Raw genomic sequence first — 26,512 nt, 5'->3', positions numbered from 1 at the left:
TACGTGCCACCTTTTACTTTTGTTTTGAGCGATACATGACGAAGTCACCTGAAAAGACAACTTCCTCACCAACATAGCTGTTTACTTCAACTACGGTTCTTCCTTTTTCTTTATCATGTGAGGCTACTTTGGCTTTAGAGACGACTCTTTCGCCTTGTTTCACCTGCCTTGTAAACCTGATATTCGCTTTTGCTGTCAAAGCCAGTTCATCGTCGATGACGGCAACTGCCAGCGAATTTGCCTGGGCGAAGAGATGATGTCCCCTGGCAATTTGGTTTCGGCTGAATACATGCTCTTTTCTCACTTCTAAAATGGAAATGGCTTGGTCATCAAGCTCTACATCAATCATTTCTCCAATCACTTCATCCAGTGGAAGTGACTTTACTTCATCCTCTAATGTCTTTTCGGCCACATGCTTAATTCTTTCGCGTAATTCAGGGATCGACAGCTCTAAACGATCAAGACGAACCGTTTGTATGCTGACACCGAATTTACTTGCCAATTCTTCATCAGTAATGAATGGAGTCGAGCTGATCGTTTGCTGGAGAAGCTTTTGACGTTCTTTTTTATTTAGTTTCATATGCAGACACCATCCGTACATTTATGACTAGGTACTAATAGTAGTATATAATCTCATAGATGATAAATCAATCCTTGTTTCAAAAAGACAAGAAAATTCCTCCAGCATTTGATCAGCTTAATTTATCTCCTCCCAGCACACCGCTGTCTATCAGCGTTTGCCGGAGTTCTTTGTATTCGGGATCAGTCCAAAAGGCGTCCGATTGGACAAGGTCTGCTGCATCTTTTCTAGCCGTTTCCAGCGCTCTATAGTCGTGAACCATATCTGCTACCTTAAATTCTGGCATTCCGCTTTGTTTTTTACCGAAGAAGTCGCCAGGTCCTCTTAGTTCTAAGTCCTTTTCAGACAATTCAAAGCCATCGGTTGTTTCGGACATAATCCGCATCCGCTCTTTCCCCGTTTCTGACTTCGGATCAGCCATTAAAATACAAAATGATTGATGCTCTCCTCGTCCGACCCGGCCTCTTAGCTGATGAAGCTGAGACAGTCCGAAGCGGTCTGCATCATAAATGACCATGATGGTTGCATTCGGTACGTTGACCCCGACTTCAACGACTGTGGTTGAAACGAGAATTTGTACATCATTTGCGGTAAAGGCTCTCATGACCTGATCTTTTTCATCACTCGCCAGCTTCCCATGCATTAAGCCAATCGACCACTTGCCGCGGTATGCCTCAGTGAGCATGCTATGGACATCAAGCGCATTTTGGACATCAAGCTTGTCTGATTCTTCAATGAGCGGACAAATAATATATGCCTGTCTGCCTTTTCTCAGCTCTTTATCAACAAAAGCAAGAATTCTCTCAAGCATGTCATGCTTCACCCAATACGTTTCGATTTGTTTTCTGCCAGCTGGCAATTCATCAATGACGGAGACGTCCATTTCTCCAAAGACAGTGATCGCAAGTGTTCGCGGAATAGGTGTGGCCGTCATAAACAAGACATCCGGGTCCTGCCCCTTGCTTCTTAGTTTTTTCCGCTGCTCTACGCCAAACCGGTGCTGCTCATCTGTGATGACAAGACCGAGCTGTTGAAATTCGACTTCGTCTTGAATGAGTGCGTGCGTGCCGACTAATATGTCAATCTCGCCTTCTTTTAAACGTTCAAGCAATTCTCTGCGTCGCTTTCCTTTCACAGAGCTTGTCAAAAGGGCAATATTCAGCCCCCATTTTTCAAACAGCTGGTAAAGTGAATCGGCATGCTGTTCTGCCAAAATTTCTGTTGGGACCATTAATGCACCTTGAAAACCTGATAAATGAGCGGCATAAAGCGCAATGGCCGCAACAGCTGTTTTCCCTGAACCTACATCTCCTTGGAGCAGCCGGTTCATTCGATATGGAGACGCCATGTCCGACATGATTTCATCAAGCACTCTTGATTGTGCCTTCGTCAGCGGAAATGGCAGGCTGTCAACAAACTCAAAAACTGCCTCTTTGGAAAACGGATGCTGGATGCCTGATGTTCTCTCTCGTTCTTTCTTTCTAATCGCCTGCATCTTCAGCTGAAAGATGAGAAATTCCTCGTACACAAAACGGCGTCTTGCTTGCTTGAGCGAGTCTCTTGTTTCTGGGAGATGAATGGTTTTTAATGCTTCCTGATAGGACATGAGTTTATAGGCAGAAACAAGCTGCTTTGGCAATGGATCTTCAGCTTTGTCTGCATAAAGTGACAAGGCTTGCTTTACAAAGCGCCTCATCATTTTCACGGTCACATTTTCTTTTACTGAATAAACGGGCTCTATACTGCCATCTTGCTCGTGCGTCCCTTTTTTAAATTCCTGCACCATGATAGATTGACGGTTTTTATCCCATTTTCCTGTGACGGAAACTGTATCACCTAACACAAGGCTTCGTTTTAAATACGGGCGATTGAAACAAATCGCCGTAATGAGAAAACGCCCGACAAGCAGCCTGAATGTCAGCCTGCTTCGTTTTTTGCCATAATAGGTGAGAACGGGCTCACTATGTACTTTTCCTTCAACTGTGACACGTTCGTCATGCCTTACTTCTTCTAAGTTACGAAGCTCATAGTCGTCATATCGATAAGGAAAGTAGCCGAGTAAATCGGCTACTGTGTAGATTCCAAGTTCATTGAGTGTTTTTTCGGTTTCCTCTCCAATCCCCTTCAGGACAGAGACATTATCTTGCAGTTTCTGTATCACGAGATGAGGTCACACCTCCGAAAATCTTCTTTTCAAGCTCTCTTGCTGTCGGTGTCGCTGCGAGACCGCCTTGGGCTGTTTCGCGAAGAGCCGTTGGCATCGTTTGACCGATTTTGTACATCGCATCAATGACTTCATCACATGGAATGCGGCTTGTGATGCCGGCAAGAGCCATGTCTGCTGCAATCATGGCGTTAGATGCACCCATTGCATTTCGTTTCACGCACGGTACCTCGACAAGTCCCGCTACAGGATCACAAACAAGTCCAAGCATATTTTTCAGTGTAATCGCCATCGCTTCTGCAGATTGCTGCGGTGTCCCGCCTGCCATCTCGACAATAGCTGCTGCCGCCATCCCTGATGCAGAACCTACCTCTGCCTGACAGCCGCCTGCTGCACCGGAAATGCTGGCGTTATTCGCCACAACAAAACCAAATGCGCCAGAAGTAAATAGGAATCTGACCATTTGTTCCTTTGTTGGCTTTAATGTTTCTTTTACTGCAAATAACGTACCTGGTACAACACCTGCTGAGCCTGCTGTAGGCGTGGCACAAATGGTTCCCATTGCAGCATTGACTTCATTTGTTGCAACTGCTTTACTGACAGCATCTAATATCGTATGACCAGACAGTGTTTTGCCTGATGCGATATAGGCTTGAAGTTTGACTGCATCTCCGCCTGTTAAGCCTGATAATGATTTCACACCCTTCAGCCCATTTTCAACGGCCTGCTCCATCACTTCTAGGTTGCGGTACATCTGGGAGAAAATTTCCTCACGTGACTTCCCTGTCACTTCCATTTCTTGCACAATCATAATTTCTGAAATGGAGGTATTCCGTTCTTCTGTTAGCTGCACGAGTTCTTTGACGTTTTTAAACATCATTCATAACCTCCTTGTTGTTACTCTGCAATTTGTGTAACTTGAATAATGTTTGGCAGCGTTTCTAGCTCTGATAGGACAGCTGGGTCAATATTTTGATCTACTTCAATCGTCATCAGTGCCTCTTGCCCGACATCTTTACGCGCCACTTCCATATGACCGATGTTGATGGCGAATTTCGCTAAGACATTGGCAACTGCCGCAATCGTCCCGTAGCGATCGTTATGAACCACAAGAATAGCAGGATGATTCCCTGAGAGCCTGAGCTCAAAGCCATTTAATTCTGTGATTTCAATTTTACCTCCGCCGATGGAAATCCCGATTAGTTCAAGGCTTCCGTTCGCATCTGAAATCTCTACTTTTGCTGTATTCGGATGCGCCGGCACCGCCTCTTCTTCTTTAAATTCAATGTCAATCTCTTTGCTTTTTGCAATATCAATCGCTGTTTTGATTCGTTCATCAAATGTATCAAAGTCAAGAACACCGCCGATAATGGCGACATCTGTACCGTGTCCTTTATACGTATCTTTAAAAGAACCATAAAATGAAACGACAATTCGTTTCGGTTCTCTTCCAAATAAGCTGCGGGCTACTCTCCCTATACGAGCCGCACCCGCTGTGTGCGAACTTGATGGCCCAATCATGACAGGTCCAATAATATCAAACACACTTCTAAATTTCATAGGTCTTCCCCTCTCATCACCACTCGCGTATGGTTTGGTTCTTTCTTTAGACTAATGGATTCATTCGTTTCCCGCAACTCATTTCACCGTTGAATGGCTAGTAAAAAATTGCAAAAGAAGAAGAAGGGCTTTATTTGCCCTTCTTTCGTTATTCAACCGCTAAAATATATGAATAAAGCGGCTGTTTTCCATCGTGGACTTCAACTTCTACATCTTCAAATGTTTCTTCAATAAAGGCTTGCAGTGCATCCAGCTCATCAGATGATGCATCTTCTCCTTTAATGATGGTGACAATCTCATCATCTTCTGTCACCATTTTGGTTAGAAGTTCTTTTGCTGCATCTAATTGATTTTTCGCTGTTAACGTGATTTTCCCGTTGAACAGACCCATATAGTCACCTTTCGCAATGTCGATTCCATCAATTTGAGTATCTCTTACTGCAAAGGTAATTTGCCCGCTTTTCACATGGTCAATCGCTTCTAGCATCGCTCTTTCATTGTCTTCATTTGAAGCTGTTTCATTGAGAGAAAGAAGTGCCGACATTCCTTGAGGAACGGTCTTCGTCGGAATGACAACGACCTCACGGTTTGAGACAGTTGCCGCCTGTTTAGCTGCCATGACAATATTAGAATTATTAGGTAAGATAAAGACGGTTTCGGCATGTACGCTTTCTATTGCTGTGACAATGTCTTCTGTGCTCGGATTCATCGTCTGCCCGCCTTCAATGACGACGGAAGCTCCGATGCTTTTGAACAAGTCAGCAATTCCTTCTCCCATTGCGACACTGACCACACCAAAGCGCTGTTTTTCAGCAGCAGGTGCTTTTGGTGCAGTAGGCACATGTTCTCTTTCTTCGTTCACGATTGAGCTATGCTGCTCTCTCATGTTTTCAATTTTCATATTAATCAAGCTGCCGTAGCGCTGTGCATATGATAAAACATCTCCTGGCTGCTCGGCATGAATATGAACTTTCGCCAGTGTATCGTCAGACACCACAAGAAGTGAATCTCCGAATTCACTTAAGTCTTCTCTGAAGGCATTCTCATCAAAGGACTGTTTGTCTTCTTCAAATTTCACCATAAATTCAGTACAGTAGCCAAATTCGATATCTTCTGTGTTCATATGGCTTTGTGCACTTTTATGATGCTCTGCACTAACGAGTTCTTTTAGCGTAGGTAAAGAAGCCGATTTAGGAGGAAGCTCTTCACCTCTTAATGAAGCAAGGAAACCTTCATATACGCATAGAAGTCCTTTACCTCCACTATCGACAACACCCACTTCTTTTAAGACAGGAAGCAGATCTGGCGTTCGATCAAGTGATGCTCTTGCTTCCTCAATCGTTAACTCTAGAACGCGGTCAATTTGATCCTCTGCTGCTGAAACAGCAACCGCTTTCTTTGCTGCATCCTTTGCAACTGTTAAGATCGTTCCTTCAATCGGTTTCATCACGGCTTTATATGCTGTATCAACACCCGCCTGTAAGGCAAGAGCAAATTCTTTTGCATCAATTGTTTCTTTTTGTTCAATATGTTTACTGAAACCTCTAAAGAGCTGTGACAGGATCACGCCAGAGTTTCCTCTTGCGCCCATCAATAACCCTTTTGACAGGGCCACGCCGACCTTCCCAATATGATCGGTGTTTGTTTCTTCAACTGCTTTTGCCCCTGAAGTCATCGACAAATTCATATTTGTCCCCGTGTCTCCGTCTGGCACTGGAAAAACATTTAACGCATCCACAATTTGTGCGTTTTGAGAAAGATGGTGAGCACCTGCAAGAATCATTTTTGCAAATGAGCGGCCATCAAGATTTCTAATAGACAATATATTTCCTCCTTACTACGGGTTCGTAACTTTTACTCCTTGTACATAAATGTTGACCGAGTCAACAGAAAGTCCAATTGTATGATGAATCGTATATTTGACTTTCGTTTGAACATTATGTGCGACTTCTGATATTTTTGTACCGTAGCTGACGATGATGTACATATCAATATGAATGCGGTCTTCTTTCTGACGCACAAGAACACCCCGGCTGAAGTTCTCTTTGCGGAGAATATCCGTCAAGCCGTCCTTGATTTGGTTTTTGGACGCCATGCCAACAATACCATAGCAATCGATCGCAGCGCCTCCTGCCACCATTGCAATGACTTCATTTGATATATCAATTTGTCCGTATTTCGTTCTAAGTTCAATGGACACATTGGTTCCCCCTTTTTGAGAAATTGCCCTGAGTTATCACTATTTTACTATAAGACCCTTCTTTTTAAAAGAAATCATTCAATCCGACCCAATCCTACTTATACTATAGCCTTGATTTTTTATCAAGATGTCAAGGTATTTTTCTTGAAAGAGGAGTAAACAATCCTTGCAAACCCCTTGAAGCTGTGGTAAATTATTAAAGTATCTTGAGGCATCTCTAAGTACGTATATGAAGAATATGATGATGTTTTCGCAGTTAGGAGGGAAACAAATGGCACGTAAATGCGTTATTACAGGCAGAAAAACAAAAGCTGGGAACAACCGTTCTCACGCAATGAACTCTACAAAACGTACATGGGGCGCGAACCTTCAAAAAGTTCGTATTCTAGTGGACGGTAAGCCTAAAAGAGTATATGTATCAGCTCGAGCTTTGAAATCTGGTAAAGTTGAGCGTGTATAAGCAAGAAGAGTAAACGCCTGCTACAATAAACTGTAGCAGGCGTTTTTATGTGGAAATAAAGGAGATTACTCATTAATCTTTTTTAAATGAACCAAGCATCGCACGGACAATGCCGCCAAGAAATCTAGGCAGTTTGATTGTATAAAATTTCATTTTGTCCCCCTCCTAAAAGTACCGCTTGCAGCACAATTGAGCTTAATCAGCCATCCACATTGATAGGTTGGTCAATCTTTGCTTCTTACCATTATTAATATGCCTTCATGAAAAGAAAAAGTACCATTTGAGTGGATGAGTTCGTTACTAATACATAGTGTGGAACCAGGCTCAATATGACAATTTTTCAGAGGATATTTGAAACCTTTTAATGTCAGCTTTTCAACCGATGTACCAAAGGGCAGAAACGACACATATTTTTTATCAGGGTCTTCTTTTATTTCGTATGTACCAGGACCAAACATTTGAATGATATTTTGCTTATCTACAAGAGTGACGTTCTGCTTGTGCTGAATGCCTTGATATAGAAGGTGAATATTTCCTAGAAAGTGATCAGCCCTTCCTCCTGTAATGCCGTAAATGTGAATATGCGCAGGGTGCTGGCGCATGGCCCAGTTCAACGCAAGCTCTAAATCGGTTTCATCTTTTTCAGCCTGAAATACATTCAAGGCAGGCAATTTCTTTTTCAGCTCGCAAAGCTCTTCTTCTGTCACACTGTCAAAATCACCAAAAGCCTTGGCAGGCATGATGCCGTGCTCTAGTAAAAAGAGCGTCCCCCGGTCTACACCGACCCAGAGAATATCGTCCTGTGATGCTTCATGTTCAAGGGGCGGGATGTAATCAAAAGGACCGCCGGCTACGATATGTATGTGCATGATATACGCTCCTCTCCATGTAAAAAGAACCAAAGATCAGAGTGACTTTGGTTCCTTTTTTTACGCTTCTCGAATGGCCTGAATGGCTGCTGCACGGTTGTTTTTACCGTATATCGCTGAGCCGGCCACAAGTAAGTTAGCGCCCGCCTCTTTACAGCTCTTTGCAGTCTCTACATTGACACCGCCGTCTATTTCTATGAGTAAGTCTGATAAGCCCTTTTGTTCGCTAAGGGACTTCACTTCTTTTACCTTCGTGAGGACAGATGGAATAAACGCCTGTCCGCCAAAACCAGGATTCACCGTCATGAATAAGATAAGGTCTACATCCTCTAATACATGCTCAATCTGAGAAACAGGTGTGTGCGGGTTCAAGACGATGCCTGCTTTTACGCCTTGTTCTTTTATGTGCTGTATCGTTCTGTGCAAGTGCGGACAAGCTTCTACATGGACAGAAATAATGTCAGCACCTGCTTTTGCGAATGCAGGAATATACCGGTCTGGCTGCTCAATCATTAAGTGAACATCGAGCGGCAGCTTTGTATGCGGTCTGATCGCTTCCACAACATTCGGTCCAAATGTAATATTCGGTACAAAATGGCCGTCCATCACGTCGATATGAATGTAATCCGCTCCGCCTTGTTCCACATCACGGATATCTTTCTCCAAATTGGCGAAATCTGCTGATAAAATGGAAGGGGCAATATAAACCATGAGTTAGTACCTCGGCTTTCTGTCTTTGATTTCAGTTAAAAACTCTAAATAATGCTGATAGCGATACGCTCTGATTTGCTCTTGTTCGACCGCGCCTTTTACCGCACAGCCAGGCTCTTTCACGTGCAGACAGCCTCTAAACTTACAATCTGCACTCCGCTCTTTAATTTCTAAAAAGTAAAGGCCTAAATCTTCCGCTTCGATGCCGGTAAATTCGAGCGAGCTAAAGCCAGGTGTATCTGCAATGAGCCCTTCTGCTGTACGAATGAGTTCGACATGTCTTGTCGTATGCTTCCCCCTTCCAAGATGAGAGGAAATATCATTGGTTTTCAGCGCCAAATCAGGACTCATCGCATTTAAAAGAGAGGACTTACCTACACCAGACTGACCGGCAAATACAGTGATTTTATTGTGAAAATGCGAGGTCAGCTTTTCAATTCCGTCTCCCTCGATCGTGGATGTTACATGAACATCATATCCAATTTGCCGGTAGTCCTCTGCATAGCCTTGAATACTTTCAAGCTCTTCATCTGTTTTCAATAAGTCCATTTTTGTGATACAGATAATCGGCTTAATATCATTTGCTTCCACCAGCACTAGAAATCTGTCTAAAAGCGATGTGCTAAAGGTTGGTTCTGTCGCAGAGAAAACGAGCACCGCTTGATCGACGTTACTAATAGGCGGACGAACAAGTTCGTTTGTCCGCTCTTTTACTTCTAATAAGTAGCCTTCTTTATCGTTGTCCGCTTGATATACAACATAATCTCCAACAAGAGGTGTGATTTTGTTTTTCCGAAAAATACCTCTCGCTCTGCACTGAATCACTTTTCCACTTTCTAGAGACTCATCGAGCACATAATAAAATCCGCTTAATGCTTTAATAATTTTGCCCTCAGGCATAAAGTCCCTCCTTTATTCATCGTCAGGGTATTCGATCGTTTTAGAGCTTACGACCTTATCATCAACTGTCACTTGATAGTATCCTTTTTGACCTGGTTCAATCTTAAATTTAATGGTCCGTTCAGTTGGTGCAGTGATGTTAAAGGTTTCATATGAATCAGAAATGCTATGCTCAGCATCGTCAATGGAAATCTGAACGGTCATTTCTTGCCCTTCAGTGACTGGTTCATACGGGATGGCAATCTTCTCAGTCACCGTTTTAGCCGGTTTTTTCTTCGGTCCGAGTGAGAAGGTGATTTTAACCGTATCACCTGGTTTCACAGCAGTACCAGCTCCTGGTTCCTGCTTCATTACCTCACCTTTTGGCACATCATCAGAATACGCTTCTTTTTCATCAAGCTTTAATCCGTTATCCTCTAAATAATTCGATGCAGCCTGTTTACTATATGTCGTTAAATCCCGCAATGTAATATCGGCAGGACCTATGCTGACCGTCAACGTCACTTCTTCATCTGCTGCCACAAGCTCAGTACTCGCTGAAGGTTTCTGTTCCATGACAATCCCAGATTCGGTGTCATTATCATTTACTTCCTCCACAACAACTTGCTTAAACCCTTTTTTCTCTAATAATTCTTTTGCTTTATCAACCTTTTCACCTGTTACATCAGGTAATTCGGTCTTTTCTTTGCCAGTACTTTGGTAAAGCTGAATCTCGGTTCCTTCTTTTACCTTTGTGCCGATTTTCGGGTCTGTTTTGACGACAAGCCCTTTTTCAATTTTTTCATCAGCGATCTCAATTGGTTCAGAGGCGACGGTAAAGCCGGCTTTCTTCAAGGTGTCCTCTGCTTTTTCAATCGTCATGCCAGATACATCAGAGACCTCAACATCTTTTGGAAAGAGCAGTCCGGGAAACACAGTGATAGCTAAAATGGTCGCAGCAGTTAGAATAAACAGGATGGATGCCACAACCCAAGGCCATTTTTTTCGTTTCTTTTTCGGCTTTTGTTTCTCTTTTTTCTTCGGTTTTTGCACCGGATGGACAGCTGTTTTTTCATTGTCTTGATCGACTTGATGATCTTGAATGATTGGGATCGCTTTCGTTGCTTCATGATCCTCTTCAATGACAAAGCGTTTTTCTTTTAGTCTTGAAGGGTCGAAAGCAGTTTGCAGATCTTTTTGCATTTCAGATGCATCTTCATATCGATAAAATGGATCTTTGGCCATTGCCTTTAAAATGATGTTTTCCACGCTTTGTGGAACAGAAGGATTCCACCTTCTGACAGATGGCGGCTCTGATTGCAAATGCTTCAGCGCAACACTGACAGCTGATTCCCCTTCAAATGGCATGCGTCCAGAAATGAGTTCATAGAGCACAATTCCAAGTGAATAGATGTCTGACTTTTTCGTCGCAAGACCTCCGCGTGCTTGTTCTGGAGACAAATAGTGCACGGATCCTAGGACCGAATTTGTGTGGGTGATGGTCGCTGAGCTGAGTGCAATGGCAATCCCAAAATCAGTGACTTTAATATTTCCCATGTTGTCTATTAATATATTGTGAGGCTTAATGTCCCGGTGGACGAGCTGCTTTGCATGGGCTTCTTCCATCGCCGCAACGACTTGCTCCATAATGCGAACGGCTTCTTTCGGATGAAGCGGGCCATTGGCGTGTATGTATTCTTTCAGCGTCATCCCCTCGACATATTCCATGACAATATAATAAATGTCATCTTCTTCCCCTACATCGTAGATGCTGACAATATTTGAATGATCTAAGCTTGCGGCTGATTGCGCCTCGCGCCGGAAACGTCTAATAAAATCATCATCGCTTGCAAAGTCAAAGCGCAAAATTTTAATCGCAACTTCGCGATCTAAAATCATGTCCTCCGCCAAATAAACGTTTGCCATTCCGCCTCCGCCTATGACGCGAAGAATCTGATAACGGCCGCTGATCCGTTTTCCGATCAACACTTGCTGTCACCCTCCTCTGGCTGGGAGGAGATTTCTAACAATACTGCTGTAATGTTATCTTCACCGCCGTTGTCATTCGCTGTTTGGATTAATGCTGTTACTTTTTCATCTGGTGCGGTCGTTTGCGTTAAAATATGAATCAAATTCTCTTCTTCTACTTTATTGGATAAACCATCTGAGCAAAGCAGGATTTGATCTCCTGGGTCCACTTCAAAAGTATGTGCATCAATTTGAACGTGTTTATCTGTCCCTAATGCTTTTGTGAGCACGTTTTTTCTTGGATGATATTCTGCATCCTCTTTAGAAATTTCACCTGTTTTCACAAGCTCATTTACAAGTGAATGGTCATCCGTAAGCTGGGTCAGTGCTCCTTCTCTTAGCAAGTAGCAGCGGCTGTCTCCAATATGGGCAATTGTGACCGTTTGCAAATGAACGAGCGCACAAACAATGGTCGTCCCCATTCCTTGGCACTCCTCATTGTTTTTCGCATGTTCATATACTTGATCATTAATGTCACTAATTTTTGAGATTAACCAGCTTTCTTGCTCTGCTGGTTTTGCTGGGATTGAAGATGTTTCTTCCCAGTATTCTTTTAAAGAAGAGACGGCCATCCTGCTGGCGACATCACCAGCAAGATGACCTCCCATTCCATCTGCTACAACAGCTAGAAGGGTGTCTTCTTTTGCTTCAAAAATACCTGCATCATCTTCATTATGCTGACGGACTTTTCCTGTATCGGTTTGAAAGGCTGCCCTTATCAACATTCGTCACCTCGTCTCTTCCTGACGCTCCTTCGCTCTTAGCTGACCGCAAGCAGCATCAATATCATGGCCTTGCTCTCGTCTAATCGTTACGTTTACGCCGCGTTCTTTCAGCGTTTTTTCAAATAGGAAGATTTGTTCTCTCGGTGTTCTTACATAATCCCTTTCCGGTACATAGTTCACCGGAATGAGGTTCACGTGGCACTTGATTCCTTTTAATAAGTCTGCAAGCTCTTCTGCATGATGAACTTGATCATTTACTCCGCCAAACAGGCCGTATTCAAAGCTGACACGTCTACCCGTTTTTTGAATGTAGTATTCAATGGCTTCCATTAATTTTGGCAGCTTATATGCCTTATTGATCGGCATCAGACGGCTTCTGATCTCTGTGTTCGGTGCATGCAGAGAGACAGCAAAATTGATTTGCATTTGCTCATCAGCGAATTGATAGATCTTTGGAATGATTCCGCTTGTCGACACTGTAATGTGACGCGCGCCAATATTTAAGCCGTTGTCATGGTTGATGATTTTAAGGAAAGCAAGCATTTCGTCAAAGTTATCAAACGGTTCGCCAATTCCCATGATGACAACCGAGCTGACTCTCTCATCTGTTTCGTCAAGTGCCTGCTGCACTTTCAATACTTGAGCAACGATTTCTCCTGCTTCAAGATTTCGTTTTAACCCGCCAAGTGTAGATGCACAGAATGTACAGCCAATTCGGCAGCCAACCTGAGTTGTGACACAGACAGAGTTGCCGTATTCGTGGCGCATCAGCACTGTTTCAATCGTATAGCCATCATGTAATTCAAATAAAAACTTGATCGTTCCGTCTTGAGACGTTTGTTTGATCACGGTTTTTAATGTGGTGATCGCAAATTGATTTTTTAATTTTTCTCTTAAATCCTTTGAAAGGTTAGACATATCGTCAAAGGATGTCACACGTTTCTCATAAAGCCACTCGAAAATTTGGGCTGCGCGGAAAGGCTTTTCGCCTTGTTCTTTTAACCATTCTTTCATTTCGTGAAGCTCAAATGAGTAGATCGACGGCATTTCTGTCTTCAGTTCTTTTCTTACTTTTTGTTCTGTCATTTTTTATCCCTTCTTTCTCATGCTGCAAATAAAGAAACCATCTGTTCCGAAATAATGAGGAAGAATTTGTACACTTCCGTTTTGAACAAACGGAGCAACCTGCTCAGGCAGCCGTTCATTAAGAGATAGATCGGGTTCGAAGTCTTGGTGTTCTTGTAAAAACGCATGAATCACTTGTTGATTTTCTGTTGGGTCCATTGTACACGTACTGTATACAAGGGTTCCGCCCGGTTTTAAAAGCGGGGCCGTTTCCTTTAAAATGGCCTGCTGGATAGCTGCAAGCCTTGCTGAGTCTTCTTGTGACTTTGTATATTTCATATCTGGTTTTCGTCTAATGACGCCAAAACCGGAACACGGTGCATCAATGAGAATACGGTCAAACGAAGCTTCGCTGTAATAGTCTGCCGCTTTCCTTGCATCAAGTGCTTTTGCCTCAATGTGAGTAAGGTTCAGACGTTTTGCTGCTTGTTTGATGAGTTTCACTTTATGTTCATGTAAATCAAGAGAAACAATTTTGCCCTCATCGTTCATACGTTCTGCAATATGTGTTGATTTTCCGCCAGGAGCCGCACAGGCGTCAAGCACCGTTTCTCCTGGCTGAGGGTCGAGCGCTCTTGCGACAAGCATGGAGCTTTCATCTTGTATCGTCACATAGCCTTCTTGAAAAGAAGGGGTTGAGACGATGGACCCTTTCATGAGCTTAAGTGCATCTTCAGATAAGTCGCCAAGCTCCGTTTCAATACCTGCATCCATTAGTTTTTGCTGCAGTGCCGTGCGGTCAATTTTCATTCGATTGACACGAAGGGTTTGCTTTGGCGGGACTAAATGAATGCGGCACATGCTTTCTGCCGCTTCAAACCCGTACGCCTGAACCCACTCCTGCACAAGCCATAATGGGTGGCTTGTCTCAATGGACAGCCGCTTTACGGGATCTTTGATCGCATCAAATAACGGAACGCCTTCTCTTTGCACGGAACGAAGAACACCGTTCACAAGTGAAGAAATGCCTTTGTGTCCGCGCTTTTTCGTTAGCTCGACAGCTTCATGAATGGCTGCACGATCTGGTATTTTTTCAAGGTACACCATTTGATAAAGAGACATCCGCAAAAGCTGCATCACCCATGGAGCGACCTTTTGCGGTTTTTTCACAAAGGGCGTCAGCATATAATCTAATGCCAGCTTATTTTGCAGTGTACCATATACAAGCTCTGTTAACAGCGGTTTGTCCTGATCAGCTAAGTCTTTATCTTTCATGACTGACTGCAACAGCAAATTACTGTAAGCCTGGTTTTGTTCGAGTTTGATTAAAGCGTCCAGCGCTACTTCTCTCACATTACTTTTCTTCATTCATTAACCCTAATTTCTGTCCAATTTCGATATTTGCGCCTCTTAAGAAGTCTTCGCCGCTCATTTTTTTCTTACCAGCTGGCTGCACACCTGTTAATAAAAGGCCTTGCTCATTCCCAGTTCCAATGACCGGACCTTCTTTTTGAAGCTCAATCACTTTCCCGGGTTCTTCTTGCGCTTGAAGCGGAACCTTTTTCGCTTCCCATACTTTTAGATGAGCGCCGTTCCATTCAGTATAGGCAACTGGCCAAGGATTTAGCCCGCGAACTTGGTTGTAAAGCTCTTCGCCGGTTTTTGTCCAGTCTAATCTTTCTTGCTCCCGCTTAATATTTGGTGCATATGTGGCCGCTTCTTCATTTTGCGGAATCGGAGAAATAGACCCGCTCAGAACATTTGGCACCGTATCTTTTAGCAGCGCGGCACCTGCAACACTTAATTTGTCATGCAATGTTCCGACATTGTCTAATTCATCGATTTCTACTTCTACTTTACTGATCATGTCACCTGCATCAAGTCTTTCCACCATGTACATGATGGTAACGCCTGTTTTCTTTTTGCCTTGAAGGATCGCATAATGGATCGGCGCGCCGCCTCTTAGTTCTGGCAGCAGCGAGGCATGAACATTGATACAGCCAAACTTAGGTTCATCGAGTAATCGCTTTGGTAAAATTTGTCCAAATGCCGCTGTGACGATTAAATCCGGCTGTAAGGCAAGCACCTTATCAATTTCTTCATCAAGGCGCACCTTTTCAGGCTGCAACACAGGAATGCCGTGCTTTAAGGCTTCCACTTTTACAGGAGGCGGTGTGAGCACTCGTTTTCTTCCTTTTGGGCGGTCTGGCTGCGTGACAACCCCTACCACTTCGTATCCTTCTGTTATCAGTGTTTGCAGCACAGGTACTGAGAAATCAGGGGTTCCCATAAATACGATACGTGCCATTTTCTTCACCCTTCCATTTCCGCAAGTTCTTTTTCTGTATAAGTTTCAATGATTTTTGACGTAAATAAAATGCCGTCTAAATGATCAATTTCGTGCAATAAAGCTCTTGCTAAAAATCCGTCTGCTTCTATTGTAAATGGTTTGCCTTTCTTATCAAAGGCTTTTACCTTCACATAGTTCGGTCTCTCTACAGTGCCGTATAAAGATGGAAAGCTCAGGCAGCCTTCAATATCTGTCTGGCTTCCTTCTACTTCAAGCACCTCGGGGTTCACTAAGTCAATTCTGCCAGATTCTTCTCCGATATCTACAACAGCGATTCTTTTTGAAATACCGATTTGTGGTGCTGCTAGTCCAACTCCATCCAGCTCAAGCATTGTATCATACATATCATCCAGCAGTTTTTTAAGCTTTTTATCGAACGTACCGACGCGCTCTGTCTTTTGTTCAAGCACTTCTGCCGGATGTATGACTATTGGTTTTACTGCCACTTACAGCCCTCCGTTTTACATCATCATATATGGATTCATATCTATTGAAATCATCAATTGTTTTTGTTCCATTTCCTTTTGATAATGGTCTTGTATTTTCCGTAGTAAACTTGCCAGTTCATTTTCCCTTTTGTATTTTATCACGCATTGATACCGATATCTATCTTTGATCTTAGCGATTGGCGATGCGGCCGGACCAAGAATTCGAGTATTCGGTGCACAGTTCATTTTTAGGAACTGGACAATTTGATCAGTGACATGTGCTGCCTTCGTCACTTCTTCGTGTGACACTGTCACCATCGCCAAAAAGTAATAAGGCGGATAGGACTGGTGGCGGCGATGCAGCATCTCATGTTCATAAAAGGCTTCATAGTCATGCTGCTTCGTTAATTCAATACTATAGTGAGAAGGCGTATACGATTGAATAATAACCGAGCCCGCTTTTTCATGGCGCCCTGCTCTGCCGCTGACCTGTGTGAGAAGCTGAAATGTTTTTTCACTTGAACGAAAATCAGGGATGTGAAGGGATGTATCCGCACTGAGAACACCAACAAGTGTGACATCTGGGAAATCCAGCCCCTTTGCAATCATCTGCGTCCCGAGCAAAATGTCCGCTTCTTTATTGCCAAAAGACGTAAGAAGCTTTTCGTGAGCACCTTTACGAGACGTTGTATCCACATCCATTCGGATCACACGCGCCTCAGGCAATACCTTTGTCAGTTCTTCTTCTACTCGCTGCGTGCCAGTTCCAAAATAGCGAATATGCTCACTGTGGCATTCTGGACATTCAGAAGGTACTGGAGCTTCGTGACCACAATAATGGCACTTCAGCCGTTTTTGATATCTGTGATAGGTGAGAGAAATTTCGCAATGAGGACATTGCTCCACATATCCGCAATCACGGCACATCACAAAGGATGAATAGCCTCTTTTGTTCAGAAATAAAACGGCTTGTTCTTTTCTTTCAAGCACTTCCTTTAACCTGATCATTAATTCTTCTGAGAACATGGAGCGGTTGCCATTTCTTAGTTCTTCTCTCATATCAATTAACGAAACGTGCGGCATCTGCTGCTGGTTGACGCGGTGCTTGAGCGGCAGCAATGTATAGACGCCTTTTTTTGCACGTGCATAGGTTTCAAGTGAAGGTGTTGCACTGCCTAATACGACTGGACATTGATGCCGCACTGCTCGTTCAATGGCGACATCCTTGGCATGGTAACGAGGCATTTCTTCTTGTTTATAAGAGGATTCATGCTCTTCATCTATAATAATCATGCCTAAATTTTCAAATGGAGCGAAAACAGCAGATCTTGCGCCAACGACAAGCTTGACTTCCTTGCGATGAATCTTCCGCCATTCATCATATTTTTCTCCTGTCGATAAGCCGCTGTGAAGAACAGCCACATTTGAGCCAAATCGTTCTTTAAATCGCTGCACCATTTGAGGGGTTAACGAAATCTCAGGAACTAAAACGATCGCTTCTTTGCCTTTTTGAAGAACATGATCAATTGTCTGCAAGTAAATCTCCGTTTTGCCGCTTCCTGTCACTCCGTGCAGTAAAAAGGTTTCGTGCTGATTCTCACTGACTGCTTGATGAATATGTTTTGCCGCCTCTCTTTGCTCAGGCGTGAGATCAAGTGATGCAGATGGTGTAAACTCCCGGTCACGATAAGGATCCCGGTAGACCTCTTCATAGCTTTCTGTTAACAACCCTTCTTGAATAAAGGTTTTAAGCGTTTGAGAACTCGCGCCTGTTTGCTGCTGCAAGTCTTTCGCTAAAAAGGCTGCCTCTCCCGCTTGAAGCAAGTAGGAGATCAGTGCCTTTTGTTTTACCGCATTTTTCTTTAGCTGCTGCTGCTTTTCTTCAAGTTTTTCTTTCGATACAGCCAGCTGGAGCATGCGGACCTTTTTCTTTCCAGATTTTTGCGAGACATGGTATCTCACCTCTAGATGACCTTTTTGGACATGCTTTTGAATCTGTTTTAATTGTTCAGACGGGATGTCAGCATAAAGAATGCTCTCTCGCTGACCGAAAAGCTCTTTCAATGACTGCGGAAGTTCTTCCTCTGATAACACCTGTATTTCTTTTTCATACTTTGCCTTCATGGCTGCGGGCAGCATCGATTGAAGTGCCGTAATATGATAGGACAATGTTTTTTCCGTCAGCCAGTGAGAAAGCTCCAGTAGCTCATCTGTCAGAACAGGTGATAAATCAAATAAATCGACTATCTCTTTAATGCTTCCTGTCTTGATGTCTGTTTCCTCTTTGACTTTTGTCACAAACCCTTGAATCTTCCGCGGGCCAAAGGGAACGACCACCCTCATTCCCGCTTTGACGAGATCTTTGAATCGATCTGGTACACGGTAATCAAATGGCCGGTCAATGGCTTTCGTTGTGACATCTACGATGACTTCAGCAATCATTCGCGATCACGCTCTTTTGGAAGCAGCATTATTGCCTCCTTTAAAATTTCAAAAGCGAGGTCTTTTTTGCTCATCATTGGCAGCTCTTTTTTCGTTCCATCTGCTTTGATGATTGCTGCCACATTGGTATCTGTGCCAAAGCCTGCACCTTCTTTAGTGACGTTATTGGCCACAATCATATCTAGATGCTTGGATTCAATTTTCTTTTTCGCATAATATTCTACATCCTGCGTTTCAGCTGCAAATCCGACCAGCACTTGATGCTCTTTTCTTTTCCCCAGTTCTTTTAAAATATCTTTTGTCCGGGTGAATTCAATGTCCAGAGCGCCGGCATGTTTTTTCATTTTATGAGCATATGTCGTGACAGGGGTGTAATCGGCGACAGCTGCTGATTTAATGACAAGATCAGCTTCCCCGTATACATCTAGCGCAGCATGATACATCTCTTCAGCTGATTCAACGTGCACTACATGTACATGGTCAGGTTCAGTTAAAGAAACAGGTCCAGAAATCAGCGTAACATCTGCACCCATTTGCTGAGCAGCCTCTGCAATCGCATAGCCCATTTTTCCACTAGAACGGTTTGTAAAGAACCGGACAGGATCGATCACTTCACGTGTAGGACCTGCTGTCACCACAACTTTTTTACCTGAGAGCGGTAAGCTTTTTGGCTCTTCAAAAAAGGCCCGGATGTGTTCCACAATTTTTTCAGGCTCTTCTAATCGCCCTTTTCCAATGTACCCGCAGGCTAAATAACCTTCACTCGGCTCAATAAACCGGTAGCCGTCTTCATATAATGTGCGAATGTTCCGTTTCACAGCCGGGTGATCATACATATGCACATTCATCGCTGGTGCGACCCATACAGGCGCTGTAGAAGCAAGCAAAGTCGTTGTGAGCATATCATCTGCAAGTCCAGCGGCCATTTTACCAATCGTATGTGCTGTTGCAGGGGCAACAAGAATGAGATCGGCCCAGTCAGCTACGTCAATATGTGCAATGACTTTTGGATTGTTTTCTTTGAATGTATCTACATATACCTCATGCCGAGACAGTGCTTGGAAGGTAAGCGGAGACACAAACTCACGAGCAGATTCCGTCATAATCACTCTTACATTTGCGCCTGCTTGTACGAGTTTACTAGTAAGTGCTGCTGCTTTATATACGGCGATTCCTCCGCTGACACCGAGCAATATATTTTTTGACTGTAACATTTGTTTGTCCCCCTTAACGGCCTTTTTCACAAATTCGTCTACAATTCAAAAAAGTCAAAACCAATCATAGTTTTGACTTTTTTGAACGTATCGTATCTGCATTGCAGAAGCGATGTGTTATTCTTGATCCTCTTTTTCAAATGTCAAAAGACCAGCGTCAATTTCTTCTAGTGCTTTGCCTACGAATTTGTAAGACTTTGTGTTTTCAATCTGCTGATCTTGATGGATCTGCATTTCACGTGCACGGCGTGCCGACACTGTTACAAGTGTATATTTTGAATCAAGTTTGTTCATCAATGAGTCAATTGAAGGATCTAACATGGTTTATTCTACCCCCAGCATTTTTTTATATCTTGGTGCGACTCTGTCTCTGCGCAGGTGTTCTGCAAGGACGATCGCTTTGATTCTTTCACAAGCAAGCTCGACATCATCGTTTTCAACGACATAGTCGTAAGCATCCATCATTTCAATTTCTTCTTTCGCAGCAGCCATTCGGTTTCGAATGAGCTCCTCAGATTCTGTACCGCGAGTAATGATACGGTTTTGAAGTTCTGAAAGACTAGGCGGTGCAAGGAAAATAAAAAGACCTTCCGGGAATGCTTCTCTTACTTGAAGTGCACCTTGCACTTCAATTTCAAGGAAAACATCTTTTCCTTCGCTTAATGTCTGTTCTACATAGTCAACAGGCGTGCCGTAGTAATTCCCGACGTACTCTGCCCATTCTAACAGCTTTTTGTTTTCAATCATATGTTCAAATTCTTCCCTGGTTTTAAAGAAATAATCGACACCATTTCTTTCACCTTCACGCGGTTTGCGTGTCGTCACAGAAATAGAGTATTCAAATTTCGTATCTTCCTGGGAGAAAATGGCTTGTCTGACCGTTCCTTTTCCAACTCCCGAAGGTCCAGAGAGAACGATTAAAAGTCCTCTTTCTTTCATAATGGCGTATTACCCCTGCCCTTCATCTATGATTTCTTCTTTTACAGAAAGTCTTTGCGCGACAGTCTCAGGCTGAACGGCAGATAAGATGACATGGTCACTGTCCATAATGACAACAGCACGGGTTCTTCTTCCGTATGTAGCATCTATGAGCATGCCTCGATCTCTTGCGTCTTGTATCATTCGTTTAATCGGTGCTGATTCCGGACTGACGATCGAAATCATCCGATTCGCTGAAATGATGTTTCCAAATCCGATATTGATCAACTTTATGGTCATCTTCTTTCGTCCCCCTGTAATATAAACGTCTCTAGTCTCGCCGAAAGAGACGCACTGTAAACAGCATACACAATGACTATTCTATATTTTGCACTTGTTCTTTTATTTTTTCAATAGCACTTTTCATTTCAACCACCAGCTTTGTTAAATGGTGATGGTTCGCTTTTGATCCAATGGTGTTCACTTCACGGTTGAGCTCCTGTACAAGGAAGTCAAGTTTTCGGCCGGCAGCACCGCCTTGCAGCAAGATTTGCTGGAACTGCTGAAAATGACTTTTCAGTCTCGTAATCTCTTCTGTAATGTCACACCGGTCAGCAAAAATGGCAGCCTCTGTCGTTAGTCTGCTCTCGTCAAGCGCCTCTCCGATCCATTCTTGCAATCGCTGATTCAATCGTTCTTTGTACTGACTCACAACCTCTGGTGCAAAGACTTTGATTTCTTCTGTATAGGCCTCTAATTCAGAAAGCCTCAGTTCACAGTCTTTTTGAAGTGATGCGCCCTCTTGCTCTCTCATGAAGCAAAGCTCCTTGACAGCAGCCTCGCAAGCTTCCATCAGCAGCTGCTCTAACTGTTCATTTCGGCTGGCTGACTCTTCCACCTGAACGGCAAGCTCCAGCCCCAATAAGTCATGTGCATGCTGAATGCCTGAAATGTGATAGCGTTCTTCGAGGTCTTTTGCGGCTTTCATGTATTCATCAAGCAGCGGCCAGTCGATCTGTAAGGACCGGCTTGCTAGTTTACCGCCTTCAATCGTGACAAACAGCTCAATTCTACCGCGCTGCACGTGACGAAGAATGATTTTTTTTAATGTATCTTCGAAATATAAAAGCGGCCTCGGCAAACGGGCATGAACCTCTTTAAAACGGTGATTGACCGATTTTAGCTCAACTGACACTGTCAGTTCTCCATCCGTTTTACTCGCTTGGCCGAATCCCGTCATACTGCGTATCATGTCAAAACACCCGATTCTTTCATATTAATAAAATGAAAAAGGTAATAGCAGACACTATTACCTCAAAATTATACCATAATCAATTATTTTTTTCTTGTCAAAAGTGATCCTGCCAGTAAAAAAGTTGGCAGTGCAGACATCCCAATGATCAGCAGCCAATCAATTGGTGCAACCGCCACCGTTTTGAAAATCGGCTGAAGCGGCGGGTAATAAATGACCACAAACATGAGTAAAAGTGATGACAAAACCGCACCGATCAAATAAAGGTTCCCAAATGGATTACGTTCAAAAATGGACCGTTCACTGCGGCAGTCAAATACATGAATGAGCTGCGCCAAAACAAGCGTACTAAATGCGACAGTCTGTGCATATTGCAGGTTGTTTGGATCGCGGTGATACACAAATATAAATGCCAAAAGGGTCGCAAGCCCGATGAGGAATCCTCTTGAGATGACCTTCCAGCCAAGCCCTCTAGCAAAAATGCCCTCTTTCACATTCCGCGGCTTTCTCTTCATGACATCGCCTTCTGGCTTATCCATGCCAAGTGCCATAGCCGGCAGACCATCTGTGACAAGGTTTACCCATAAGATTTGTATAGGAACGAGCGGCAGCGGCAGCGCGAGGAGCATCGCAAACAGCATGACCAAAATTTCTCCGACATTTGATGCCAGCAAATAACGGACAAACTTACGAATGTTTTCATAAATATTCCGGCCTTCTTTAATGGCGGATTTTATGGTCGCAAAGTTGTCGTCAAGTAAAATAAGAGAAGACGCTTCTTTGGCTACGTCTGTTCCAGTGATGCCCATGGAGATGCCGATATCTGCTTGTTTAATGGCAGGCGCATCATTGACCCCGTCACCTGTCATCGCCACAACATGACCATTTTTTTGATAGGCTTTGACAATTCTTAGTTTATGCTCAGGGGAAACCCGGGCAAAGACGTATACATTTTCAGCCGTTTGCTCAAGCTCTTTGTCGCTCATCTGATCAAGTGCCTTCCCGTCAAGCACCAGTCCTTGCTTCGGTAAAAGGCTTAAGTCTTTGGCGATCGCTTTGGCCGTTTCTACGTGGTCGCCTGTAATCATGACCGTTTTAATCCCGGCATCCCGGCACTCTTTAATCGCTCGTCTGACTTCAGGGCGCGGTGGATCGATCATGCCCTCTAACCCGATCAATGTTAAATCGGTTTCAGCCTGCTGTACAGAGGTGATTTTGTCTGTCAGACCGACTTTTTTATAGGCAATGGCAATGGTTCTAAGCGCCTGTCTTGCTAAGCCTTGAATTGCAGCTTCTGTTTCTTGCCTGTGAGTGGCTGAAAAAGAAGCTGTGCGCCCGCCGTGCATGATATGACTTGAACGGTTCATTAGTACATCCGGCGCACCTTTTGCAATGACATACCGCTCTTTTTGATTCGTTTCAACGACGACTGACATCATCTTTCTTTCTGAATCAAAAGGAAACTCCTCAATGACATGAAATCCAGCTTCAATGAATTGCTCTGTAAAACCCGCTTTACGTGCTGCGGTGAGAAGCGCCCCCTCTGTCGGATCTCCATCAAGCCTCATCTCCCCGTCTTTTTCAACGATGGTCGATGTATTACAAAGCGCCCCGTATAATAACACCTTTTGCAGGCTTGGGTGCTTGTCAGCATGGACGATTTCTCCGTTCAAGGTAAAGTCACCGGATGGCTCGTAGCCTGTGCCAGAAATATTCCACGTTTTCCCCTCTGCCCACACATGGGTCACGGTCATTTTATTTTGCGTCATCGTTCCTGTTTTATCTGAGCAAATGATTGACGCGCAGCCGAGTGTTTCCACCGCGGGGAGCTTTCTGACAATCGATTTTTGTTTGATCATCCGCTGCACCCCTAGGGAAAGTGCAACAGTGACGATCGCCGGCAAGCCTTCTGGAATCGCCGCAACAGCAAGAGATACTCCCGCTAGGAACATATGATACAGTTCATGTCCTTGCACAACCCCGAGAACAACAACGAGCACCGTTAAAAATAAAGCAGCCACAATCAGAATTTTCCCAAGCTGCTCGAGACGTCTTTGCAGCGGCGTTTCCATATTACCTGCTGCATCCAGCATGCCGGCAATTTGTCCCATCGCCGTATTCATTCCTGTACCAATGACAACCCCTACGCCGCTGCCTCTAGTGACAAGCGTCCCCATAAAGGCCATGTTCGTCAAATCTCCGAGAGAGACATGGCCGCTTGAAAGCGGACTTGCGTGTTTGACCGCTGGGATGGACTCACCAGTGAGAGCGGACTCCTCGATTTCTAAGCTCTTTGTTTCTAGTAATCTAATATCTGCCCCAATCCGGTCTCCGCTTGAAAATTTCACAATATCCCCTGGCACGAGATGTTTAGACGGGATCTTGACCCATTCATTATTTCTTCTTGCATACACGTGCGGAGTTGATAATTCTTTTAACGCTTGAAGGGATTTCTCCGCCCGGCGTTCTTGATAAAAACCGAGTACACCATTAATCAAAACAATGGCTACAATCGCAACAGCATCAATGTATTCTCCTAAAAAGGCAGAAATGATTGTTGCTGCAAGCAAGATTAACACCATGAAATCTTTAAACTGTGCTAAAAAAATGATCAGAGCCGACGCCTTTTTTCCTTCCTGCAATTCATTTGGCCCGTGTTTTTCAAGCCGCTTTTGTACATCTTTTTCTGACAGTCCGTCACCTATCGATGTATTCATTGTTTTTAATAAATCGGTTTGGTTCAGTTCATGCCAATTCATTTGACCTCGTCCACTCCTCTTTTGTTCTCTCTCATATGCAGTGTTCTATAAGCCAGTTTATTCAGACTCGTCCTAAATCATGCTATAATAATAAGACTGCCTAAAGAACGAGAAAACGGAAGTTCTTTCAGTAGATTTGTGTGAAAGAAGAGGGTGTATCCAACATGTCATTTGACGGCATTTTTACATATGGTATGACAAATGAATTGCAAGAGACATTAACTGGCGGGAGGATTTCTAAAATCCATCAGCCATATAAGCACGAGCTGATATTTCATATTCGGGCAAACGGGAAAAATCATAAGCTCCTTTTATCGGCTCATCCGAGCTATGCGAGAGTGCAGCTCACTGAGCATCAATACGACAATCCAAGCGAGCCGCCAATGTTTTGTATGCTCCTCAGAAAGCATCTTGAGGGCGGCTTCATTGAACGTTTTGAACAGATTGGATTTGACCGGGTGATCGTGCTTCATGTAAGAAGCAGAAATGAAATTGGCGATGAGCAGACGCGTAAGCTTTACATTGAAATCATGGGACGTCATAGTAATTTCATTCTTGTAGAGGATGGAACGCAGCAGATCATTGATGGTTTGAAACACCTTTCTCCATCTGTGAACAGCTATCGAACGGTGCTTCCTGGTCACGAATACCTTCTGCCGCCTGCGCAGCAAAAATTGAATCCTTTTGACGTGACAAAGGATGATATTTTGAAGCATTTACGCTTTCAAGAAGGAAAGATCGCAAATCAAATTGTCGATACCTTCTCTGGGGTTTCCCCGCTGTTTGCAAAGGAAGTTGTACACCGGGCCGGTCTTGCCAATCAAGAAACGATTCCAAATACACTGCTCGACATGTTCCAGCTCATTCGCATGCATTCTTTTACACCGCAGCTCACAAGAAAAGACGGAAAAGAGTATTTCTATTTATTAGAGCTTCAGCATGTCCATGGCGAGATGAAGACATTCGACTCACTCAGCCAGCTGCTTGACCGCTTTTATTTCGGAAAAGCAGAAAGAGACAGAGTCAAACAGCAGGCGGCAGACCTTGAACGATTTGTCGTCAATGAAAAAAAGAAAAATGAAAACAAGCTGAAAAAGCTAAAAAGAACACTTGAAGAATCCCAAGATGCACACAAATATCAGCTCTATGGTGAGCTGTTAACAGCCAATTTATATGCGATTAAAAAAGGGGATAAAGAAGCGACTGTCATCAATTATTACGATGAAGACGGCGGAGAAATCACGATCCCGCTCAAAACAAATAAAACCCCTTCTGAAAATGCACAGGCATATTTCACAAAATATCAAAAGGCAAAAAATGCTGTAGAAGCTGTAAATGAACAAATTAAGCGGACACATGAAGAAATTGCTTATTTTGAAGAGCTGATTCAGCAGCTGTCCTCTGCTTCACCGAAGGATTTAGAGGAAATGAGAGAAGAGCTTGTTGAAGGAAAATATTTGCGCGCCAAACAAAAGCGCCACGCCAAAAAGAAAAAACCGGCGGCCATTCAGCTCGAAACGTATGAATCGTCCCAAGGCATACCAATTTTAGTCGGAAAAAACAACAAACAAAACGAGTATTTGACTACAAAGGCAGCTGCTCGTGATGATATTTGGCTGCATACAAAGGATATTCCTGGATCACATGTCGTCATCCGCCACCAAGCACCTGATGAACAAACGCTGCTTGAAGCGGCTCAAATTGCCGCCTACTTCTCGAAGGCAAAAGAGTCCGGCTCCGTTCCTGTCGATTATACGAAAATCCGGCATGTGAAAAAACCAAACGGAGCAAAGCCTGGCTTTGTTACGTATGATCAGCAGCAAACATTATTTGTCACGCCTGACGAAGATCTTGTGCTCAAGCTGAGAAAATAAATAAAAAAGCCGATAAAATCGAGGGTCAGTCCCC

25 protein-coding genes are annotated in these 26,512 nt (G+C 43.7%); 2 read left to right on the top strand and 23 right to left on the bottom strand.

Translation table 11 applies throughout. The annotated features are described in order from the left end of the window. Positions 1-13 precede the first annotated feature (13 nt). From fapR to NSS80_RS07895, 6 genes are all read right to left on the bottom strand, one after another. Complete coding sequence (fapR, locus tag NSS80_RS07920) at positions 14-580, bottom strand: transcription factor FapR (RefSeq protein WP_024424199.1); 567 nt, start codon at positions 578-580, stop codon at positions 14-16. A gap of 112 nt (positions 581-692) precedes the next feature. Continuing rightward, positions 693-2,741, bottom strand: coding sequence for an ATP-dependent DNA helicase RecG (gene recG / locus NSS80_RS07915; protein WP_217008589.1), 2,049 nt, complete (start codon positions 2,739-2,741; stop codon positions 693-695). Beyond that, the gene (gene sdaAA / locus NSS80_RS07910; RefSeq protein ID WP_024424200.1) at positions 2,719-3,621 is read right to left on the bottom strand and encodes an L-serine ammonia-lyase, iron-sulfur-dependent, subunit alpha; all 903 of its coding nucleotides are present in this window, start codon (positions 3,619-3,621) and stop codon (positions 2,719-2,721) included. The genes recG and sdaAA overlap by 23 nt, the downstream gene beginning before the upstream one ends. Before the next feature lie 20 nt (positions 3,622-3,641). Then, positions 3,642-4,304: an L-serine ammonia-lyase, iron-sulfur-dependent subunit beta gene (gene sdaAB, locus NSS80_RS07905; protein WP_024424201.1), complete on the bottom strand. Its 663-nt coding sequence runs from the start codon at positions 4,302-4,304 to the stop codon at positions 3,642-3,644. 148 nt (positions 4,305-4,452) lie between these two features. Then, positions 4,453-6,126: a DAK2 domain-containing protein gene (locus NSS80_RS07900; RefSeq protein WP_342498451.1), complete on the bottom strand. Its 1,674-nt coding sequence runs from the start codon at positions 6,124-6,126 to the stop codon at positions 4,453-4,455. 15 nt (positions 6,127-6,141) lie between these two features. After that, entirely contained in the window at positions 6,142-6,504 is a 363-nt protein-coding gene (locus NSS80_RS07895; RefSeq protein WP_008344871.1) for an Asp23/Gls24 family envelope stress response protein, read from the bottom strand. Positions 6,505-6,775: 271 nt separating this feature from the next. Between NSS80_RS07895 and rpmB the strand changes: the two genes are divergently transcribed. Continuing rightward, positions 6,776-6,964: a 50S ribosomal protein L28 gene (rpmB, locus tag NSS80_RS07890; RefSeq protein ID WP_003212514.1), complete on the top strand. Its 189-nt coding sequence runs from the start codon at positions 6,776-6,778 to the stop codon at positions 6,962-6,964. A 72-nt stretch (positions 6,965-7,036) separates the two neighbouring features. Here rpmB and spoVM read toward each other — a convergent pair whose 3' ends face one another. From spoVM to NSS80_RS07805, 17 genes are all read right to left on the bottom strand, one after another. Beyond that, positions 7,037-7,117 (bottom strand): stage V sporulation protein SpoVM, encoded by an 81-nt coding sequence (spoVM, locus tag NSS80_RS07885; RefSeq protein WP_008354550.1) that lies wholly within the window; start codon positions 7,115-7,117, stop codon positions 7,037-7,039. A 71-nt stretch (positions 7,118-7,188) separates the two neighbouring features. Then, positions 7,189-7,833 (bottom strand): thiamine diphosphokinase, encoded by a 645-nt coding sequence (locus NSS80_RS07880; RefSeq protein ID WP_041117361.1) that lies wholly within the window; start codon positions 7,831-7,833, stop codon positions 7,189-7,191. A gap of 60 nt (positions 7,834-7,893) precedes the next feature. Then, positions 7,894-8,544: a ribulose-phosphate 3-epimerase gene (gene rpe, locus NSS80_RS07875; RefSeq protein WP_041117359.1), complete on the bottom strand. Its 651-nt coding sequence runs from the start codon at positions 8,542-8,544 to the stop codon at positions 7,894-7,896. 3 nt (positions 8,545-8,547) lie between these two features. Then, positions 8,548-9,444 carry a ribosome small subunit-dependent GTPase A gene (gene rsgA / locus NSS80_RS07870; RefSeq protein ID WP_041117357.1) on the bottom strand — a complete coding sequence of 299 codons (897 nt, stop codon included), beginning with the start codon at positions 9,442-9,444 and terminating at the stop codon, positions 8,548-8,550. Between the two features lie 12 nt (positions 9,445-9,456). Continuing rightward, positions 9,457-11,412: a Stk1 family PASTA domain-containing Ser/Thr kinase gene (gene pknB, locus NSS80_RS07865; RefSeq protein WP_024426959.1), complete on the bottom strand. Its 1,956-nt coding sequence runs from the start codon at positions 11,410-11,412 to the stop codon at positions 9,457-9,459. After that, the gene (locus tag NSS80_RS07860; protein WP_034281746.1) at positions 11,406-12,176 is read right to left on the bottom strand and encodes a Stp1/IreP family PP2C-type Ser/Thr phosphatase; all 771 of its coding nucleotides are present in this window, start codon (positions 12,174-12,176) and stop codon (positions 11,406-11,408) included. Before NSS80_RS07860 ends, pknB begins: the two co-directional genes overlap by 7 nt. Positions 12,177-12,179: 3 nt before the next feature. Continuing rightward, complete coding sequence (rlmN, locus tag NSS80_RS07855) at positions 12,180-13,262, bottom strand: 23S rRNA (adenine(2503)-C(2))-methyltransferase RlmN (protein WP_024424208.1); 1,083 nt, start codon at positions 13,260-13,262, stop codon at positions 12,180-12,182. A gap of 3 nt (positions 13,263-13,265) precedes the next feature. Further along, complete coding sequence (gene rsmB, locus NSS80_RS07850; RefSeq protein WP_041117354.1) at positions 13,266-14,609, bottom strand: 16S rRNA (cytosine(967)-C(5))-methyltransferase RsmB; 1,344 nt, start codon at positions 14,607-14,609, stop codon at positions 13,266-13,268. Then, a complete protein-coding gene (fmt, locus tag NSS80_RS07845) occupies positions 14,596-15,549 on the bottom strand; it encodes a methionyl-tRNA formyltransferase (RefSeq protein ID WP_034281743.1) in 954 nt (317 codons plus the stop codon). The genes rsmB and fmt overlap by 14 nt, the downstream gene beginning before the upstream one ends. Before the next feature lie 5 nt (positions 15,550-15,554). Continuing rightward, complete coding sequence (def, locus tag NSS80_RS07840; protein ID WP_034281741.1) at positions 15,555-16,037, bottom strand: peptide deformylase; 483 nt, start codon at positions 16,035-16,037, stop codon at positions 15,555-15,557. Positions 16,038-16,052: 15 nt separating this feature from the next. Continuing rightward, on the bottom strand, positions 16,053-18,461 hold the full coding sequence (gene priA / locus NSS80_RS07835) for a primosomal protein N' (protein ID WP_041117351.1): 2,409 nt from the start codon (positions 18,459-18,461) through the stop codon (positions 16,053-16,055). Then, the gene (coaBC, locus tag NSS80_RS07830) at positions 18,458-19,675 is read right to left on the bottom strand and encodes a bifunctional phosphopantothenoylcysteine decarboxylase/phosphopantothenate--cysteine ligase CoaBC (RefSeq protein ID WP_041117349.1); all 1,218 of its coding nucleotides are present in this window, start codon (positions 19,673-19,675) and stop codon (positions 18,458-18,460) included. Before coaBC ends, priA begins: the two co-directional genes overlap by 4 nt. A gap of 117 nt (positions 19,676-19,792) precedes the next feature. Beyond that, positions 19,793-19,996, bottom strand: coding sequence for a DNA-directed RNA polymerase subunit omega (gene rpoZ / locus NSS80_RS07825; protein ID WP_003211647.1), 204 nt, complete (start codon positions 19,994-19,996; stop codon positions 19,793-19,795). Between the two features lie 3 nt (positions 19,997-19,999). After that, positions 20,000-20,614, bottom strand: a complete 615-nt coding sequence (gene gmk / locus NSS80_RS07820) for a guanylate kinase (protein WP_024424214.1) — start codon at positions 20,612-20,614, stop codon at positions 20,000-20,002. A gap of 9 nt (positions 20,615-20,623) precedes the next feature. Then, on the bottom strand, positions 20,624-20,893 hold the full coding sequence (remA, locus tag NSS80_RS07815; protein ID WP_008344898.1) for an extracellular matrix/biofilm regulator RemA: 270 nt from the start codon (positions 20,891-20,893) through the stop codon (positions 20,624-20,626). A gap of 76 nt (positions 20,894-20,969) precedes the next feature. Further along, positions 20,970-21,845 carry a YicC/YloC family endoribonuclease gene (locus NSS80_RS07810; protein ID WP_034281735.1) on the bottom strand — a complete coding sequence of 292 codons (876 nt, stop codon included), beginning with the start codon at positions 21,843-21,845 and terminating at the stop codon, positions 20,970-20,972. An 83-nt stretch (positions 21,846-21,928) separates the two neighbouring features. Beyond that, a complete protein-coding gene (locus NSS80_RS07805; RefSeq protein WP_041117347.1) occupies positions 21,929-24,604 on the bottom strand; it encodes a calcium-translocating P-type ATPase, SERCA-type in 2,676 nt (891 codons plus the stop codon). Between the two features lie 164 nt (positions 24,605-24,768). Between NSS80_RS07805 and NSS80_RS07800 the strand changes: the two genes are divergently transcribed. Beyond that, positions 24,769-26,478, top strand: a complete 1,710-nt coding sequence (locus NSS80_RS07800) for an NFACT RNA binding domain-containing protein (protein WP_041117346.1) — start codon at positions 24,769-24,771, stop codon at positions 26,476-26,478. Positions 26,479-26,512: the final 34 nt, after the last annotated feature.

It is taken from the genome of Bacillus sp. FSL M8-0350 (assembly GCF_038593345.1).
Lineage (GTDB): Bacteria > Bacillota > Bacilli > Bacillales > Bacillaceae > Bacillus > Bacillus safensis.
Note: the sequence above shows the minus strand (reverse complement) of the source record. Positions and strands in the feature narration are given on the sequence as shown.

Bases quoted from the DNA above. Each gene is read 5' to 3' on its own strand.
- fapR (WP_024424199.1), bottom strand. From the start codon at position 580: ATGAAACTAAATAAAAAAGAACGTCAAAAGCTTCTCCAGCAAACGATC.
- sdaAA (WP_024424200.1), bottom strand. From the start codon at position 3,621: ATGTTTAAAAACGTCAAAGAACTCGTGCAGCTAACAGAAGAACGGAAT.
- sdaAB (WP_024424201.1), bottom strand. From the start codon at position 4,304: ATGAAATTTAGAAGTGTGTTTGATATTATTGGACCTGTCATGATTGGG.
- rpmB (WP_003212514.1), top strand. From the start codon at position 6,776: ATGGCACGTAAATGCGTTATTACAGGCAGAAAAACAAAAGCTGGGAAC.
- spoVM (WP_008354550.1), bottom strand. From the start codon at position 7,117: ATGAAATTTTATACAATCAAACTGCCTAGATTTCTTGGCGGCATTGTC.
- NSS80_RS07880 (WP_041117361.1), bottom strand. From the start codon at position 7,833: ATGCACATACATATCGTAGCCGGCGGTCCTTTTGATTACATCCCGCCC.
- rpe (WP_041117359.1), bottom strand. From the start codon at position 8,544: ATGGTTTATATTGCCCCTTCCATTTTATCAGCAGATTTCGCCAATTTG.
- rsgA (WP_041117357.1), bottom strand. From the start codon at position 9,444: ATGCCTGAGGGCAAAATTATTAAAGCATTAAGCGGATTTTATTATGTG.
- NSS80_RS07860 (WP_034281746.1), bottom strand. From the start codon at position 12,176: ATGTTGATAAGGGCAGCCTTTCAAACCGATACAGGAAAAGTCCGTCAG.
- rlmN (WP_024424208.1), bottom strand. From the start codon at position 13,262: ATGACAGAACAAAAAGTAAGAAAAGAACTGAAGACAGAAATGCCGTCG.
- rsmB (WP_041117354.1), bottom strand. From the start codon at position 14,609: ATGAAGAAAAGTAATGTGAGAGAAGTAGCGCTGGACGCTTTAATCAAA.
- fmt (WP_034281743.1), bottom strand. From the start codon at position 15,549: ATGGCACGTATCGTATTTATGGGAACCCCTGATTTCTCAGTACCTGTG.
- priA (WP_041117351.1), bottom strand. From the start codon at position 18,461: ATGATTGCTGAAGTCATCGTAGATGTCACAACGAAAGCCATTGACCGG.
- coaBC (WP_041117349.1), bottom strand. From the start codon at position 19,675: ATGTTACAGTCAAAAAATATATTGCTCGGTGTCAGCGGAGGAATCGCC.
- rpoZ (WP_003211647.1), bottom strand. From the start codon at position 19,996: ATGTTAGATCCTTCAATTGACTCATTGATGAACAAACTTGATTCAAAA.
- gmk (WP_024424214.1), bottom strand. From the start codon at position 20,614: ATGAAAGAAAGAGGACTTTTAATCGTTCTCTCTGGACCTTCGGGAGTT.
- remA (WP_008344898.1), bottom strand. From the start codon at position 20,893: ATGACCATAAAGTTGATCAATATCGGATTTGGAAACATCATTTCAGCG.
- NSS80_RS07810 (WP_034281735.1), bottom strand. From the start codon at position 21,845: ATGATACGCAGTATGACGGGATTCGGCCAAGCGAGTAAAACGGATGGA.
- NSS80_RS07805 (WP_041117347.1), bottom strand. From the start codon at position 24,604: ATGAATTGGCATGAACTGAACCAAACCGATTTATTAAAAACAATGAAT.
- NSS80_RS07800 (WP_041117346.1), top strand. From the start codon at position 24,769: ATGTCATTTGACGGCATTTTTACATATGGTATGACAAATGAATTGCAA.